Here is a 16,424-nt window from a genome sequence, read left to right on the forward strand (position 1 = left end):
TCAAAAGTAAGCAATTGAAGCCTGTAAAAGGTGGATTTCCGCCTGTTTTATCCCCTTTTATCGACCCGGAGTCGACTTTTTCCAGCCGTCTTTATATCCCTTTTCGAGCGCTTTCAGACGCTTATCCGCCTTGGAGTGCTGCAATACCGCCTGCTTCCAATCACCACTGACGCCCCGCTGCCGGTCTTGAAAAGCCAGTGCACGTCCCAGCCGGATCAGTGGTTGCCTGAAATTGGCAGGAGGTACATGACGGGTCAACAATTCCCGGGCGGCCGTCAGCGCTGAGTTCGGATCCTGCTGGTTGACGAAATGATCGATCAGGTGTATCAACCAGCCTTCGCTGCCATACTGTTGGACGAAAATCAGAAACGCGGGAAGTTCCACCTTGTAGCGCGACAGCATAGCCCTGTCAGTCTCCCGATCGAGTTTCAGATAAGCTTCGGTTGCCTCCGCATACCGTCCATTGCTTTGCAAGGCGTTGACGTTGCGCAATTCGCGACCGAAGACGACCACCGGTCGAATACTATCCCGGACCGCCTTGAAGGCCTGATCGTTCAACGCGCAATCTTTGTTGTCGGCCGCCAGTCGGATGGCCCGCTCCATCTGCTCGTCGGCGAGGATGTAATCTCCAAGCTCCATCGATTGTCGGCTGGCACTTGCCAGGGAATCCATGCTGCGCTGTGCATTTTCACATTCCTTGGAGAAAATCCGTTTACGTAACTGATCCAGGGTGGCGTTGACATCCGCGTCGATGTCCAAACCGTTCTGCAATTGCAGGGCCTGCGCCTCCCGCAGGGTTACGCGTGCACCGGAGAGGTTATTGGCGGCGGCTTGTACGTTACCATTCGAAAGTGCCTGCAACACCAAGGGCTTTGCCGCGCTTCTCCGCAATTCCATGTACTGATCCGGCAAAGGGAAACCGTATTGCTGTTGGATGCGACTTGCTTCGTCCAGTTTGGCGACCGCAGCGCTATACTTGTTCTGGGTAATCTGCGCGCGCGCGTCATTCAGCATACGATCGAAACGCATCCGGTATACCCCGTTCAGCATCTCCTTCGCGTCGACTGCACTGGGAATGTACTTTGCATGCCGGTCCTGATAGTTAATGGCAGCACGAATCCCACGTTCCGCGCCATCGAGGTCACCGGTCTGGTAATCGCGACGCGCCTGATCCAGCATCGAGCGATACACACCACCTCGAGCCTGGCGAAAAGCTGAATCCAGCCGGTTGTCGCAGCGCAGTCCGTTCAGGTCCTGACAGAGGTTGCGTGCTTTCATCAACGGATCCAGCGCATCTTCCCAACGGGAAGCAGCCAATTGTCCAAAAGCCTGTTGCAGATAACCCTGGTAAATACCGGCAGCCAGTTGCTCGGAGGATCTCCGGGTGTCCGGGTCGGGATCCATGTTTTCCAGGATCTCGCGGATGCGACATTCTGATTCATGTATCCTGCCATCTTCGAAATCCAGTACGGCCAGTTGATAGGCAGCCGGAGCAAAAACCGGAAGCGCGACCAGAGACCGACGGAAAGCTTCCCGTGCCTGTAAAGGACGATGCTGATCCAATAGGCGCAGACCGGCATTGTAATAGAACAAATGGAGCGTTGCACGCGCCTGATTGATGGCGACTCGTCGCTGGGCGGCATCCTGCTGCAACTGACTCAGACGGCGCTCGAATTGTATGGGATCAAACGTGTGGAGTGGCAAACGGTCGTCGAGCCCTTTGTCGGCAAGTCCTTGCAACAAGCCTTCCGCTTCGGTCAGCGTGGCGTTGTGGAAATCGAGGGCTTCCATGTCACCGGGGTTCACCGTTGACAGACGGCTCATGGCCCTGTTCAGTACGGCATCCGCAGCGTAATACTCCCGAATGGCATCCAGGTATTCGTCGAGCTGCTGCAGCGCGCTCGCATCGTAGTTGAAACGAACTTGTACCAGCTCCAGTTTGACCCGTTTGCTGATGCTGTCGTTCAGGTTCACAGTGGCTCGCTCAACAGTTCGATCGTCGATCGCGCGGTTGGTTTCAAATTTCATGGGCACCTGACTCAATCCGTCCAGCGTCGTAAACAAGAGGGAAAGATCAGCCGAGGACGGCATCAGGTATTGCTCAACATTGAACCCCTGCACCAGGAACTGACCGCGAAGGCGCAAATCCCGGATGTCGGCAGTGAGGTTGATCTTCCTTGGATTCTCCCGCGATACCCGCAGTTGCTGTTCCGTCTCCAGGGTGAAGTCGACACTGGTTGCCGGTCGGCCCTGTGCCTGTGCCAATTTATTGATGACCTGTCCGATCGACGAACTGCTGTTCGACCGGAACAGATAGGCTTCCCGCCGGGTCTCGTTGAACAGCAAGGCGGATTGCGACCAGGCCTGGTTGGACACCAGGAGCAAGAGCAGAAAAAGGATACGTTTCATAGGAGCGGCAGAATTGGCAAGGATGGTGCCATGAGCGAAAATAAGTCGTGGCAGCTTACCACCCGTTAACGGCAGTTGGAAATTATACCGCAAATAGTAACTTGACCATCACGGCTCTGACGGTATTGCGATCCGATAGATTTTCGTCCAACCCGACTACCCATGACAACCATTCAACCCAAGACGTTCGCCTTCCTGAAGGCATTGAAGAAGAACAACAATCGCGACTGGTTCAACGACCACAAATCCGAATACGAAAACGCGAAGGACAACGTACTCGGGTTCATCCAGGAGTTGGTTGTCGCGTTCAGCACCTTTGATTCGAGCCTGCGCGGACTGGAAGCGAAGGACTGTCTGTTCCGGATCTACCGGGACACGCGTTTCTCCAAAGACAAGACGCCCTACAAGACCAACCTGGGGGCTTCCATCAACGCGGGTGGAAAGAAATCGATGGGACCAGGTTATTATGTGCACCTGGAGCCCGGCGGAAGCTTTATCGCAGGCGGCATTTGGATGCCGCCTGCCGATGAAGTCAAAAAGATCCGGCAGGAAATCGATTATAATGGTAAAGACCTGAAGAAAGTCCTCACCAAACCTTCGTTCAAAAAAGCCTTTGGCGGGTTAAGTCGCGAGCATGCCTTAAAGACCGCGCCTAAAGGCTACCCGAAAGATCATCCGGATATTGAACTTCTTAAACTGAACAGCTTTATTGTTTGGAAAAACGTTTCCGATAAAGACATCCTTGGGCCGAAGTCGATCAAAACACTGACAACGCTTGGCAAGGAAATGAAGCCGTTGATGGATTTCCTGAAGACGGCTTTGGATTGACGTGAGTTGAAGGTTGAACGTTTGAACGTTACAACGTTCAAACGTTCAAACGTGCAACGCTTATTTCACTACGACTTTTACGACTTCGTTGGCCTCGCCGGAGACAAGGCGCAGCAGGTAAAAGCCTGGAGCAATACCGTTGAGGTCTATTTTGCGAGCTTGTTGATTCACGGCCGCTTCGAAATTTTCCGCAAACACCGATTTACCCTGCAGGTCGAGAAGTTGTGCATGGATCTGGCCGCGCATATTGCCGGATGGCACATAGAACAAATAGCTGCTGGCCGGATTCGGGAACACTTTCAATTGATCAGCCGAAGCCCGATCCTGGATGTCAGTGGATGTGGTAAGTTCCAAATCATCTACGATAAAATAAGAACCGACCGTGCCATCACCGGCTCCGGAGGTATCCGCAATGGAGAAGAAGATTTGATAAGAGGCCGTCGGCGTACCGTTGGTAAAGATCGGAACAGTGAAAGCGGTGTATCCGGCACTGTTGCCAAAGTAATCGCTACCACCACCGACCGGGTTGTTGGATGCATCGTAGGCCGCGATCGTGATCTGAATGATGTCGTTATTCAACACATTGCCTTTGTACCAGCCGATCAGGCTGGTGTAATCCTGCGTGACCGGGAATCCGCCGCCTCCGTTGGCAACGTACAGCAAAGGAGGAACGACACTGCCGAAGAAATCAACGATTTCTCCGCGCGCCGCGGACGTGCCGGAATGAACATCCGCAGATTGGGTTACCGGAGTATAGGTCCCCGGCACATTGTTGGACAACCAACTATCCGGGTTGCCACTCGTCCAGGTTTCGAAGCCGGCATTGGGGATTTGAGCGAACAAACCGCCCGAGAAGAGACCGGCTGCAAGCAGCGTAAGGATTTTTTTCATGATGGTAGAATTGGTACGTAAAATTACCAAGCCTGCCGCATGAAACCAATGACCTCGGATATTAATTACCGGACAACGAATCGTTGTTTCGGCGTGTCATTCAGGACAAGGGTATATGTCCCGGGCTGCCATCCGAGGATATCCAGGCGGATTTCGGCAACATCCCGTTCCTGACGTACCTGTTGACGGAACACTTCCCGCCCCTCCTGGTCCAGCACGAGGAGATCGGAAGTGCTTTGCGCACTGTTCCGACCAGCCGGTGGCAGCAGGATCCGAACAACTTCCCGTGCCGGATTCGGAAATACGGTCAACACAGCCTGTTCTGACGCGAGATTTTTCGTTCCACTCGCTACCGAAAGTGCCTGCAGGTCATCAACGACAAACGATGATTGCAAATGGGCCGGGACAGTTCCGCTGCCGTCCACGATGGTCATCGCAACCATCGCAAAGGCCGCTCCACTCCCGAACACGGTAACCGGAATATTCAACAAGGTGAAATCCGCGCACGACTGGGTGATCATGACCGATCCTCCGCCTACCAGCGCGTGACCGGCGTCGTACACATAGACGTTTGCATTGAACACATCACTGGAAAACAACTGGCACTTGTACCAGCATTGCACGGCCGTGATCGGTTCGTCCAATGGAAATCCTACGCCGTTGGTTTGAGATTGTAAGAGTGGCGGCACCGCGACACTGGTGGTGCCGGCTACCACTTCTCCGCGTACCGCATAACTACCCCCGTGGGCATCAATGGTCCGGGTAAGGGGTAGCACAGGGCCATTGTTGTTCACCGACCAGCCAGCTGGTGTGCCGCCGTTCCATTCTTCAAATCCGGGATTCGGTACCGGATTTTGTGCATGAGCGGATCGGGGTCCGATTGCTGTCAGGAGCACGATTAGTATGAAAGGTAACCGCAGCGTAGTTTTCACTTCATAGGGCCTGCGGTCGGGAGAGTACCGCCTCGACCGCAACAGAAAGATAGGTCGCGTGATTACCGGAAGAATAAAAAAAAGCCCCGCACCTTACGGCGCGGAGCCCCACACTTGAGAAAAAACAAATTATCAGGGTTTCCGGGGAGGGATTACAGTACGCGGGCTTGACGCAAAACGACATCCAGGCCTGAAATATCGAGCAGCTTGCATTCGCTGGCGGAACAGGTAAGGTCGCCCGTGGTTCCGGTGAGGCGGATCTTGCTGCATCCGAATACACGGGTTTTAACCTGCAGCGCACGAACATCCAGGTTGACCGTCGCGCCTTCGTTCGCACGAATGCTCAGGATATCGGTATTGATGTGGCCGCTGGCATAGACGGACGTATTCCCTGTGACATCCAGCAAAGCCAGGTCTTTTACACGAATCTCCACGCGGGCAGGAGATTTACGTCGTCCGTTCTTATTCACTTCCGTGATGTAGAGCGTGTCATTATTTCGGTAAACCGAGACATTCCGTACCTGATACGCGGTGCCCTGTACCGCTACTTCGAAATTCTCGGAGGGTACAAGCACGACTTCCAGGTCTCCCTTGATCACGATCGCGTGATAAGGATCAGACTGTAAGGTTTCAGTGACCGGCTGCCTGGTGCCGGCAAATGCAGCACTGACTTGGAGGACAAGTGCGGCGAGGAGGGTGAACATTGTTTTCATGACGTAACGGTTTGAGGGGGTGTTGCGGGAGCAAAGATGCACCCGACAATTGCGGTCAGACCGGAAGAAATGACCGAAGCGACAGAAATGCTGGTTGAAACGAAGACATGCGATTCGAACCTTTAAATTTTCGCGAATCGAAGAATGGGTGGAAATAAAAAAAGCAAACGATAACGTTTGCTTAAGAATAGCAGCTTGCGTGGCGGATCAATGCGGCATCAGCTTATCAGCTCCCGGCAAACAACGCAAGAGTGCAGGGAGGGCTTTATCCGTCATCTGACTCGCCGCGTCCTTGCAGGCAGGCTCGTCATTATCACAAAGTCCGGAAGGCTCCTGGCAACGGGCCATTTGCTCGGTTTCGCGCTCTAAGGATTTCGCATATAAGTGCATTCCCAATCCGATCCCAAGCATCAGGATCAACATTCCACCAACAACGATGGTGAGCAGGTTCTTGAAGGTCATGGCTGAAAATTTCTTCAATGATGGCGAATTAAGTCAATTTAAATATCCGAAATCTTACCGAAACGTTAATCTTCCGCACCGAAGCGTGTTGAAAGGAGGGACGAGGGGCGAGGGGCGAGGGACGTGGGGCGAGGGACGTGGGGCGAGGGACGTGGGACGAGGGACGTGGGGCGAGGGACGTGGGGCGAGGGACGTGGGGCGAGGGACGTGGGGCGAGGGACGTGGGACGAGGGGCGTGGGACGAGGGGCGAGGTGCGAAGAGTTTAACGGGGTAATTACGTAATTTTCGGCGTTTCAGTGAACCCGAAACCTGCCTGCCTGCCGAAGCTTTAGCGAAGGCAGGAACCCGCACCCCTCCTTCACTCCCCCATCCACGCCTTGAAATCCCCTGCCTTTTCCCGGGAGACGATCACTTCTTCTTCGGTCTTGGGTCGCACGTTGACTTTCAGTTTTCCATTGAACCAGGTGTGGACTTCTTCGATACAGTAACTGTTCAGAATGAACTGTCGGTTTGCCCGGAAAAACCTGCGCGGGTCTAACTGGTGTTCGAGTTCGTCGAGGGTATAATCCAGGACGAACTTTCTGTTATCGCAGGTGCGCAGAAAGACCAGTTTGTCCTCTGTAAAGAAGTAGGCGATCGCGTCTGAACTGACGGGCATGAGGCGCTGACCGGATCGTACGAGAAAGCGTTCGCGGTATTGCGTTCCTTGCTGTTGCGCGACCAGGGTTTCGATCAGCTTGCCGATATTCTGCTGGGTCGCGCCTTCCGAGATCTGACTTTGGCGAAGCGAGCGGAATTTTTCCAGGGCCGTTCGCAACTCTTCCGGCTTCACCGGTTTCAACAGGTAATCGACACTGTTCACCTTAAACGCCTTCAGCGCAAATTCGTCATACGCAGTTGTGAAGATGACCGGGCAACGGACATCGACCCGGGAAAAGATCTCGAAGCTTTGTCCATCGGCCAGTTCGATGTCCATCAGGATCAGGTCGGGTAATCCGTTTTCCTTGAGCCAGGATACCGTACCGGCAATACTGTCCGTGATGGCCAGGCAGCACATGTTCGGCTCCAGCTCCAAGACCATCTTGTTCAGCTTTCGGGCAGCCAATTCTTCGTCTTCGACGATCAGGAGATTCAGTGATTCTTTCATGGGCAGGGAAGGCTACTTCAGGAAGCAAGGCTGACATTCTCGGCACTACCGGCGAAGGGACGATACGGCATCCGGCTGTCCATGAGCGGAATGCTCACACGGAATTCTGTTGCCGTCTCGTTGATCTGTGGCTGCGGTTGTTTCAGCAAGCGGAACTTTTCGGTGATGTTGACAAGACCGAGGCCGCTGCCGGGAACCTGTTGGATCTTGCGCTGAAGGTTATTGACCACGTGCAACCAACCGTCGGAGGTGGCGGTGATGCGAACAAGCAAGGGACGTGAAACGGAGATGACATTGTGCTTAACCGCGTTCTCGACCAGCATCTGCAGGGTAAGCGGCGGCAACAAACGCTCCCGCATCCCGTCGGGAACCTCGATCAGCAGGTCGACGCCCTGGCGGAAGCGCGTGCGGAGCAGGAAGAAATAGGCTTTGATGAAGTCCAGTTCGCTTTGCAGGGTGGTGAGCTCCCGCTCGTTGCTTTGCAGGAGATAGCGATAGACGCTCGACAGTTCCGCGATGAAACTGACGGCCTGTTCCTTGTCTTCCTCCACCAGCGAGGACAACGAGTTCAGGCTATTGAAAAGAAAGTGCGGATTGACCTGGTTCTTCAGTGAATCGAACTGGCTCTGGAGATTGGCCTGTTTGAGCAACTCCGTCTCGGCGAGCAGTCGTTGCCATTGGTGGGAAGTAGTACAGCGATTCGTAAATGCCCGTGATCACCAGCGCGTAGAACATGTTCATCCCGAATCCATAGAAGTAGTCGAAGATGCCCGAATTCATTTCGCCGTAAAACTCGATCGCGTCCTGGAACCAGACTTTGAAAATCGACAACGCTACGGTTGCCAGGGTGACGTAGATCGTCAGGCGGATGATCCGGGTGCGCATGTTCTGCAGACCGGGAAAACGTTTCCGTACCTGCAAGACAACCCAGCGGGTGACTTCCCACGACAGGAAGACGAAAAACGTACTAAGCAGAAATATCTTCCAGAACGGAATGTTCTTCTCCTGCGAAAGGTGCAAATAGAAGAAGATGTTCAGAAAAATGTTGAGCGCGGTAATACCGCCGACCCTGAGCCAGAAGTCATTCACACGTTCCCGAACGGGTTGGGGGCCTTCATTTTCCTGCTTCATCAAGCTAAAAATAGGCAAATGATCCGGAGGGCGTCGCTTCCGTACTCCGAAACGTCGGATTCGCCCACCGAAACGGCATTACGACCGGATAGAGGGTAAAAAGAGAATTCCTAAATTGCCCTTACTTCAACCGTTTCGCGTATGTCCGAACATCATCCCCAGCCATCTCCGACTGAGGAGATCCGCAAAGAATTCCAGCTCGAGCGCATGATCCTGTTCAGCGATGCCGTGTTCGCGATCGTGATCACGCTCATGGCCATCGAGATCAAATTGCCCGAAAGCGATGGCCCGCGCACCGCGGAGCAGCTCATGCATGGCATGCACCACCTCCTGCCGATCCTGCTGGCTTACGTCGTGAGTTTCTGGTTCATCGGCATGTTGTGGTACCAGCACCTCAAGCTGTTCGGCCACCTGAAAAGTTACGACAAAGGACTGGTCTTCCGTAACCTCCTGCTGTTGTTCTGTGTCGGCCTTTTCCCCTTCAGCGTCTCCCTGCAAGTCAGCGGCTACCACGATTCCCTGATCCCGTTCACCATCTATTTCTCCGTCCTGGTCGCCTGCATGCTGGCTCAGGTCGTCCTCGTCCACTATGTTTTGGTCAGCCGTCCGCAACTGCGTATCGGATCCGACATCACCGACGACCTGCGCGAACTGAAGAATAAAAAAATAGGACTCCTCTCGCTGCTGCTCTGTTTTACTTTTAGCACGATCACGTATTACATGATCGGTGATGAAGAGCTGAAAACAATCGGTACACTCTGGTTCACCCTCATGTACCCCTTCATGCGACTGATGGGTTATCAGAAAAAGCCGAAAATGCCCAGGCATGCGGATTAACGTAACGCCAGTCGATCATATAACGATGACCCCATAGGGGTCTCATAATCCTATCCATTGGGATATATCGCAATGGAATTGCATTTCGATGACCCCGTAGGGGTCACAGTATCCCAGGGGGTCGTATAAAGGGTTCATCGGGCAAGCGGCTTGGAATTACAGCAGGACGGTCCCCCTTGAGGCGAAGCCGAAACGTTGCAGGCTAGCCCCGGGTGAGTGAGGCGCTCCCTGCGTTGAACAATGCAGGGGTGTTGATGCGCCGAGCGAACACGGGACCGGTGGTGAGAAGGAAGAAGGCGGTGCGCTGCTGATTATTCCAAATGAAGGATAGTTATTGGACAGGAGATCATCCAAGTCGGTCTACCGGAAAAAGTCCAAAACGACAAAATGGTAGAAACAAAAAACCCCGCTAGTGCGGGGTTCTTCATGGGTGTCTTCGGTTCAGGATCAAGCCTGGGCTTCGCTGCTCAGCGGGAGAACAGAGACAAAGCTCTTGTCCTTCTGGCCCTTCTTGAAAACAACGGTGCCGTCGATCAACGCGAACAGGGTGTGGTCCTTGCCGATGCCGACGTTCTGGCCCGGGAAGTGTTTGGTACCACGCTGACGCACGATGATGTTGCCGGCAATGGCCGACTGACCACCGTAGATCTTGATGCCAAGTCGTTTACTGTGTGACTCGCGACCGTTCTTGGAACTACCTACGCCTTTTTTATGTGCCATGGTATGAGGATGCTTTAGTTGTTAGGATTGAATCAGGCTTTGATGCCTTCGATTTGCAGGACGGTCAGGTCCTGACGGTGACCACTCTGCTTCTGGTAACCTTTCCGGCGCTTCTTTTTGAAGATGATGACTTTGTCGCCACGCTTGTGCGTAACGATCTTGGCCGAAACGCTGGCTCCCTTCAGAACCGGAGCGCCTACTTTCACCTTACCGTTGTCGTCGACGAGAAGAACGTCGCTGAACTCCAGCTTTTTGCCTTCTTCGCCTTCCATGCGGTTGACGACGACTTTCTGGTCCTTGGCAACCTTGAGCTGCTGGCCGGCAATGTTGACGATAGCGTACATCGTATTGATAATTAACTGTTTACAAGAATTTCCCTGAAATGCAGGGATGCAAATGTACGGAATGGTTGAGAAATGGGCAAAAAAATTAGAGTAGAAAATAGGGGCTGGTAATTAGAAACTGGTAATTAGAAACTGGTAATTAGAAACTGGTAATTAGAAACTGGTAATTAGAAACTGGTAATTAGAAGCTGGGATTGGGGAGATTCAGAGCGACTTGGGCTGAATTATTTAAATTTTGACTAATTTGTTGGGTTTTTCTTCTCCTCGTCCCTCGTCCCTCGTCCCTCGTCCCTCGTCCCTCGTCCCTCGTCCCTCGTCCCTCGTCCCTCGTCCCTCGTCCCTCGTCCCTCGTCCCTCGTCCCTCTCCTTCCCATGCCCAACCGTCTTCTCCACGAATCGAGCCCTTACCTGCTCCAACACGCCCACAACCCGGTCGACTGGTACCCCTGGGGGGAAGAAGCCTGGGAGAAAGCCCGAAAGGAGAACAAGTTGGTTCTGGTCTCGATCGGCTATTCGTCTTGTCACTGGTGCCATGTCATGGAACGACAAAGCTTCGAGCAGGAAGCAGTGGGCAAGCTGATGAACGAACATTTCGTCTGCATCAAGGTCGATCGGGAAGAACGGTCGGATGTGGACCAGGTGTACATGTCGGCGGTGCAACTCATGACCGGCGGCGGCGGCTGGCCACTCAACTGCTTTACCCTGCCCGACGGCCGTCCGATCTACGGCGGCACGTACTTCCCGCGACCTCAATGGGAAGATTTGCTGGTTCGCCTGCATCATTTTTACCTCACCGATCCCGAACGCGCCCGCACGTACGCGGATGAGCTCATGAACGGTCTCCGGCAGATGGAGCAGTTTGCAACAAAGGCCGGTCATCCGGAATTCTCCATGACCACTATCGACGAAATGATGGTGAACTGGAAGCGTCGCTTCGATCCACGCGAAGGCGGGCCGGACCGTGCACCGAAATTTCCCTTGCCCAACAACTACAGTTTCCTGCTTCGTTACCTCAGCTGCGCCCATGATCCGGAAACCGAAGCGCAGGTACACCTGACCCTCGGGAAGATGGCCATGGGCGGGATCTACGATCAGATCGGCGGCGGCTTCTCCCGCTATTCCGTAGATGCGGAATGGAAAGTCCCGCACTTTGAAAAAATGCTCTACGACAACGCCCAGTTGGTCACCCTTTATGCGGAAGCCCATCGGCGTTCGCCGAACCCGCTCTACGAAACGGTGATACGCGAATCACTGGCGTTTATCGAACGTGAACTCAGTGACCCGAACGGTGGAGGTTACGCAGCCCTCGATGCCGATTCGGAAGGCGAGGAAGGACGATTCTACACCTGGGAGCCGGAGGAACTTCGCACGGTGATCGGTCGACTGCAATTCGACCTGCCTCCGGGTATCGACCCGGTGACACTCCTCTTCGACTATTATCGCGTAGGTGCCGAAGGTCACTGGGAATTCGATCGCAACATCCTGCTTCGGAAAGAACACGACGACTCCTTCGCTGCACGGCATCAACTTTCACAGGAGACATTGCTCGCGTTTCTACGAACAGCGAAAGCAGGACTGCTACACTCCCGGGAAAAACGCGAACGACCCGGACTCGATAAAAAGATCCTGCTTTCCTGGAATGCCCTCCTCCTGGAAGCCTGGTGCGAAGCCTATCGGGCGCTCGGCGACCCGGCGTTTCTTGAAAATGCCATTCGGTTGGGAGAGCGATTACGTTCACATGCACTGGCGGATGGTCGTTTGCCCCATCTGCTGGAGAACGGGCAGAAGCCCGCCAACCCGGGGTTCCTCGACGACTATGCCTTCTTTGCACAGGGCATGATCTCCTTGTATGGCGTCACCTTCGACGAAGCGTGGCTCTGGTCGGGACGGAACGCGGTTGCGTATGCGTTGGAACATTTTTCGGATCCGGAAAGTCCGTTGCTTTGGTATACTTCCGATCTCGACCCGCCATTGGTCACGCGCAAGAAAGAGGTGCACGATAACGTGATCCCCGCTTCCAACTCCTGCATGGCCCGGGTGTTGTTTACACTCGGTCGTTACTTCGGTGAAGAGGCGTGGATGCTGCGCGCAAGACAGATGCTGTTTCAGGTCACCGGTGAAATGCCCCGGTACGGAAGCGGTTTCTCCAACTGGGCGATCTTGCTGCTCGAACAGCTCTTCCCGTCGCGCGAACTGGTCTTGGCCGGCGAACCGGAACCTAGAGCCTTGGACCATTTACGTTCCGCCTGGCATCCACACCTCCTGCTTGCCTGGGCCCGGACCGGTCAGGAACGCCTGCCCCTGTTGCAGGGACGATACCTGCCTGCCAAGACCCTCTATTATGTCTGTGAAAACGGTAGTTGTCATTTGCCTAAGGACAACTGGGCGGATGCGCTTGCGGAGATCAAGGGTTGAACCCGGGAACCCTGGATTACATTTCGCCGCCGGACCCGAACTCCGAACATCCTTCTGTTAAAACTCCCCTGCTCTCCTCGGAAAGTGAGGGGCGCGGTTGCTTTTCTTTGGATGGCCAATATTTTCCTCTTCCATGGACCGTATCCAGAAATTGCTGGTCGCCAACCGCGGCGAAATCGCTATTCGTGTATTGCGTGCAGCCTCCGAACTCGGCATTCGCACCGTCGCGGTATTCACGTACGAAGACCGTTACTCGCTCCACCGTTTAAAAGCCGACGAAGCGTATCAGATCGGACAGGACAGCGATCCGCTGAAGCCCTACCTCGATATCGAAGAGATCCTGCGTGTCGCGAAGCTGAACAAGGTACAGGCGATCCATCCCGGCTATGGTTTTCTCTCGGAGAACGTCCAGTTCGCGCGTCGTTGCCGGGAAGAAGGCATCATTTTCGTCGGCCCCGATCCGGAAGTCATGGAACAACTGGGCGACAAAGTCCGCTCGAAAGAAGTGGCACGTGCCTGTGGAGTACCGGTCATCGAAGACAACAAGGAACGACTGGAAGATATTTCGATGGCGTTGAAAGAGGCGCGGCGCATCGGCTATCCGATCATCTTCAAGGCCAGTGCCGGCGGCGGCGGACGCGGAATGCGGGTCATCCGGCAGGAGGAGGAATTGGAAAAAGCCTTCACTGAAGCGCGCCGCGAAGCAGGCAATGCCTTCGGCGACGATACCATCTTCATCGAAAAATACGTCGACGACCCGAAGCATATCGAAGTGCAGATCCTCGGCGACCGGCACGGTAACATCGTCCATCTGTTCGAACGCGACTGCAGCGTACAGCGTCGATTCCAGAAAGTGGTCGAGATCGCGCCGGCTCCGCGTCTGCGGCAGGAAACACGCGAAGCGCTCTATCGTCATGCACTCGCCATCGCGACGAAGGTCGGTTACAACAACGCCGGCACGGTGGAATTCCTGGTCGACCACGCGGAGAATGTCTTTTTCATCGAAGTGAATCCGCGCATCCAGGTCGAGCACACGGTCACCGAAGAAGTGACCGGCATCGATCTCGTCCGCAGCCAGATCCTGATCGCGGACGGACAACCCCTGCATTCCTCCATCATCGATATCCAGGGACAGGATAAGATCCGCTGCAATGGGTTCGCCATCCAGTGCCGCATCACCACGGAAGATCCGCAGAACGAATTCAAGCCCGACTACGGCACCATCATCGCTTACCGGCATGCCGGCGGCTATGGCATCCGACTCGACGAAGGCAGTTCCTACCAGGGCGTGAAAGTGTCGCCTTTCTTCGACTCCATGCTTGTGAAAGTCACGGCCAAGGGACGCACACTGAAAGGCACCGGGAAGCGTTTGTACCGTGCCCTGTCGGAATTCCGAATCCGTGGCGTGAAGACCAACATCGAGTTCCTGCAGAATGTGATCACGCATCCGGTGTTCGAAGCCGGGGAAGTGACCGTACGTTTCATTGAAAAGCACCCGGACCTTTTCCAGGTACGCGCCAAACAGGACCAGGGCACCAAGCTGCTGCGTTACCTGGCCGACGTACTGGTGAACGGCCATCCCGACGTACCGAAGCCGGACCCCAGCCGTGTGTTCCAACACGCGGTGGTTCCTTCCTGGGATCGTAGTGTAAAAGCGCAATCCGGAACCAAGCAACGCCTCGACGAATTGGGGCCGGAGAAGTTCGCCGCGTGGATGAAAGAACAAGCTGGCGTTCAATTCACCGACACCACGCTCCGGGACGCGCACCAGTCGCTGCTTGCCACCCGGGTGCGCACGCAGGACATGCTGCGCGTAGCCGAAGCCTTTGCTCAGCACCATCCGCAGCTCTTTTCGATGGAAGTCTGGGGCGGTGCGACCTTCGACGTAGCGCTCCGCTTCTTACACGAAGACCCGTGGAAGCGTTTACAATTGCTCCGTTCGGCTATTCCGAACATTCTCCTGCAAATGCTCATCCGCGGCGCCAACGCGGTCGGTTATACCTCCTACCCCGACAACCTGGTGGAGAAGTTCATCGAAAAAAGCTGGGAGAACGGCGTCGACGTCTTCCGCATCTTCGATTCGCTGAACTGGATCAAGAGCATGGAAGTAAGCATCCGGGCTGTTCGCGAACGCACCGGCGGACTGGCGGAAGCCTGTATCTGTTACACCGGCGATCTGCTGGACCCGAAGCGCAGCAAATACAACCTGCACTACTACCTCGACATGGCGCGGCGACTGGAAGATGCCGGCGCGCACGTACTCGGCATCAAGGACATGGCCGGTTTGCTGAAGCCGTACGCGGCGGAAGTGCTGGTGAAAGAACTCCGCAAAGCGGTCAGTCTGCCGATTCATTTGCATACACACGACACCTCGGGCATTCAGTCGGCGACCCTGCTGAAGGCGATCGAATCGGGCGTACACGTGGTGGACGTCGCCCTGGCGTCGCTTTCCGGGCTAACCTCCCAGCCCAACTTCAACGTACTGGCCGAAGCCCTGCGCAATACGCCACACGCGACCAATTTCAACATCGACTCCCTCAATGCCTTCTCCAACTATTGGGAGACGGTCCGTGAATATTACTATCCTTTCGAATCAGGCCTGATGGCCGGAACGGCCGAAGTGTACAAGCACGAGATTCCAGGAGGCCAGTACTCCAACCTGAAGCCGCAAGCCATCTCGCTCGGCCTGGCCGATCGGATGGATGATATCAAGAAAGCCTACGAAGAAGTGAACCTCTTGTTCGGGGACATTGTGAAGGTCACGCCTTCCTCGAAGGTGGTGGGCGATCTCGCCATGTTCATGGTCACGAACAAGCTGACCAAAGAAGACCTGTTCACCCGTGGTGAAACGCTTTCGTTCCCCGAATCGGTGAAAGGCATGTTGCGCGGCGACCTTGGTCAGCCCGACGGCGGCTGGCCGAAGGAACTGCAACGGATCGTCCTGAAAGACGAGCAGCCGTACACCGACCTTCCGAATGCCCACCTCCCGCCGGTGGATTTTGAAAAGGAATTCGAGACCTTCCAGAAGCAGTACGACAACTACCAGGGATTCTCAGACTTCCTGTCCTGGAAATTCTATCCGAAAGTATTCGACGAGTATTACCGCTTCCGGAAGCAGTACGGCGACGTGAGTTCGCTGCCGACGGTGAACTTCTTCTACGGCATGAAACCGAACGAAGAGATCCTGGTCGACATCGGCACGGGAAAAACGTTGCTCATCCGTTTGCTCTATGTAGCAGCCGAAACCGACGACAACGGCAACCGCGCCGTGTTCTTCCGGTTGAACGGACAGACGCGCAGTGTGGAAGTAAAGGACCGCAAGGCGCAGGTGAAGAAAGTCACGAATCCCAAAGCGAGCGGAGCCGACCAGATCGGCGCACCCTTGCAGGGACGGCTTTCGAAAGTCTTCGTCAAGGGCGGTGAAGCGGTGAAGAAGAACACGCCGCTCTTCACCATCGAAGCCATGAAAATGGAAACCACCATCACCGCTCCCCGCGACCTGACCGTCAAGCAAGTCAGCCTCTCGGAAGGCTCCATGGTGGAGACGGATGATTTGGTGGTGTCGGTGGGTTAATATACACCGGTCTACTTCCG

General features: G+C 54.8%; 14 protein-coding genes. 4 read left to right on the forward strand and 10 right to left on the reverse strand.

The window, feature by feature from the left end; all coding sequences use genetic code 11:
- Positions 1 to 57: 57 nt before the first annotated feature.
- The gene (locus IPJ96_13650) at positions 58 to 2,409 is read right to left on the reverse strand and encodes a hypothetical protein (GenBank protein ID MBK7911359.1); all 2,352 of its coding nucleotides are present in this window, start codon (positions 2,407 to 2,409) and stop codon (positions 58 to 60) included.
- 162 nt (positions 2,410 to 2,571) lie between these two features.
- Here IPJ96_13650 and IPJ96_13655 point away from each other — a divergent pair, with 162 nt between their 5' ends.
- Positions 2,572 to 3,237 carry a DUF2461 domain-containing protein gene (locus IPJ96_13655; protein ID MBK7911360.1) on the forward strand — a complete coding sequence of 222 codons (666 nt, stop codon included), beginning with the start codon at positions 2,572 to 2,574 and terminating at the stop codon, positions 3,235 to 3,237.
- A gap of 60 nt (positions 3,238 to 3,297) precedes the next feature.
- Here IPJ96_13655 and IPJ96_13660 read toward each other — a convergent pair whose 3' ends face one another.
- The 7 genes from IPJ96_13660 to IPJ96_13690 all read right to left on the reverse strand — a co-directional run bounded on the left by IPJ96_13660 (position 3,298) and on the right by IPJ96_13690 (position 8,514).
- On the reverse strand, positions 3,298 to 4,128 hold the full coding sequence (locus IPJ96_13660) for a T9SS type A sorting domain-containing protein (protein MBK7911361.1): 831 nt from the start codon (positions 4,126 to 4,128) through the stop codon (positions 3,298 to 3,300).
- A gap of 65 nt (positions 4,129 to 4,193) precedes the next feature.
- On the reverse strand, positions 4,194 to 5,024 hold the full coding sequence (locus tag IPJ96_13665; protein ID MBK7911362.1) for a T9SS type A sorting domain-containing protein: 831 nt from the start codon (positions 5,022 to 5,024) through the stop codon (positions 4,194 to 4,196).
- Between the two features lie 188 nt (positions 5,025 to 5,212).
- Positions 5,213 to 5,773, reverse strand: a complete 561-nt coding sequence (locus IPJ96_13670; GenBank protein ID MBK7911363.1) for a DUF2807 domain-containing protein — start codon at positions 5,771 to 5,773, stop codon at positions 5,213 to 5,215.
- Positions 5,774 to 5,980: 207 nt separating this feature from the next.
- Complete coding sequence (locus tag IPJ96_13675; GenBank protein ID MBK7911364.1) at positions 5,981 to 6,253, reverse strand: hypothetical protein; 273 nt, start codon at positions 6,251 to 6,253, stop codon at positions 5,981 to 5,983.
- A gap of 341 nt (positions 6,254 to 6,594) precedes the next feature.
- Positions 6,595 to 7,371, reverse strand: a complete 777-nt coding sequence (locus IPJ96_13680) for a response regulator transcription factor (protein ID MBK7911365.1) — start codon at positions 7,369 to 7,371, stop codon at positions 6,595 to 6,597.
- Positions 7,372 to 7,400: 29 nt separating this feature from the next.
- Positions 7,401 to 8,033 (reverse strand): histidine kinase, encoded by a 633-nt coding sequence (locus IPJ96_13685; protein MBK7911366.1) that lies wholly within the window; start codon positions 8,031 to 8,033, stop codon positions 7,401 to 7,403.
- Positions 7,957 to 8,514: a hypothetical protein gene (locus tag IPJ96_13690; protein MBK7911367.1), complete on the reverse strand. Its 558-nt coding sequence runs from the start codon at positions 8,512 to 8,514 to the stop codon at positions 7,957 to 7,959. Before IPJ96_13690 ends, IPJ96_13685 begins: the two co-directional genes overlap by 77 nt.
- A gap of 141 nt (positions 8,515 to 8,655) precedes the next feature.
- Between IPJ96_13690 and IPJ96_13695 the strand changes: the two genes are divergently transcribed.
- Positions 8,656 to 9,351 (forward strand): DUF1211 domain-containing protein, encoded by a 696-nt coding sequence (locus tag IPJ96_13695; GenBank protein MBK7911368.1) that lies wholly within the window; start codon positions 8,656 to 8,658, stop codon positions 9,349 to 9,351.
- Positions 9,352 to 9,798: 447 nt separating this feature from the next.
- On the opposite strand, the gene rpmA is transcribed toward IPJ96_13695, so the two are convergent.
- Complete coding sequence (rpmA, locus tag IPJ96_13700) at positions 9,799 to 10,071, reverse strand: 50S ribosomal protein L27 (GenBank protein MBK7911369.1); 273 nt, start codon at positions 10,069 to 10,071, stop codon at positions 9,799 to 9,801.
- A gap of 32 nt (positions 10,072 to 10,103) precedes the next feature.
- The gene (rplU, locus tag IPJ96_13705) at positions 10,104 to 10,415 is read right to left on the reverse strand and encodes a 50S ribosomal protein L21 (protein MBK7911370.1); all 312 of its coding nucleotides are present in this window, start codon (positions 10,413 to 10,415) and stop codon (positions 10,104 to 10,106) included.
- Between the two features lie 372 nt (positions 10,416 to 10,787).
- On the opposite strand from rplU, the gene IPJ96_13710 reads away from it, so the two are divergent.
- Positions 10,788 to 12,830, forward strand: coding sequence for a thioredoxin domain-containing protein (locus tag IPJ96_13710; protein ID MBK7911371.1), 2,043 nt, complete (start codon positions 10,788 to 10,790; stop codon positions 12,828 to 12,830).
- 133 nt (positions 12,831 to 12,963) lie between these two features.
- A complete protein-coding gene (locus tag IPJ96_13715; GenBank protein MBK7911372.1) occupies positions 12,964 to 16,404 on the forward strand; it encodes a pyruvate carboxylase in 3,441 nt (1,146 codons plus the stop codon).
- Positions 16,405 to 16,424: the final 20 nt, after the last annotated feature.

The sequence above is a fragment of the Bacteroidota bacterium genome, assembly GCA_016713765.1.
Lineage (GTDB): Bacteria > Bacteroidota > Bacteroidia > AKYH767-A > 2013-40CM-41-45 > Pollutiaquabacter > Pollutiaquabacter aromativorans.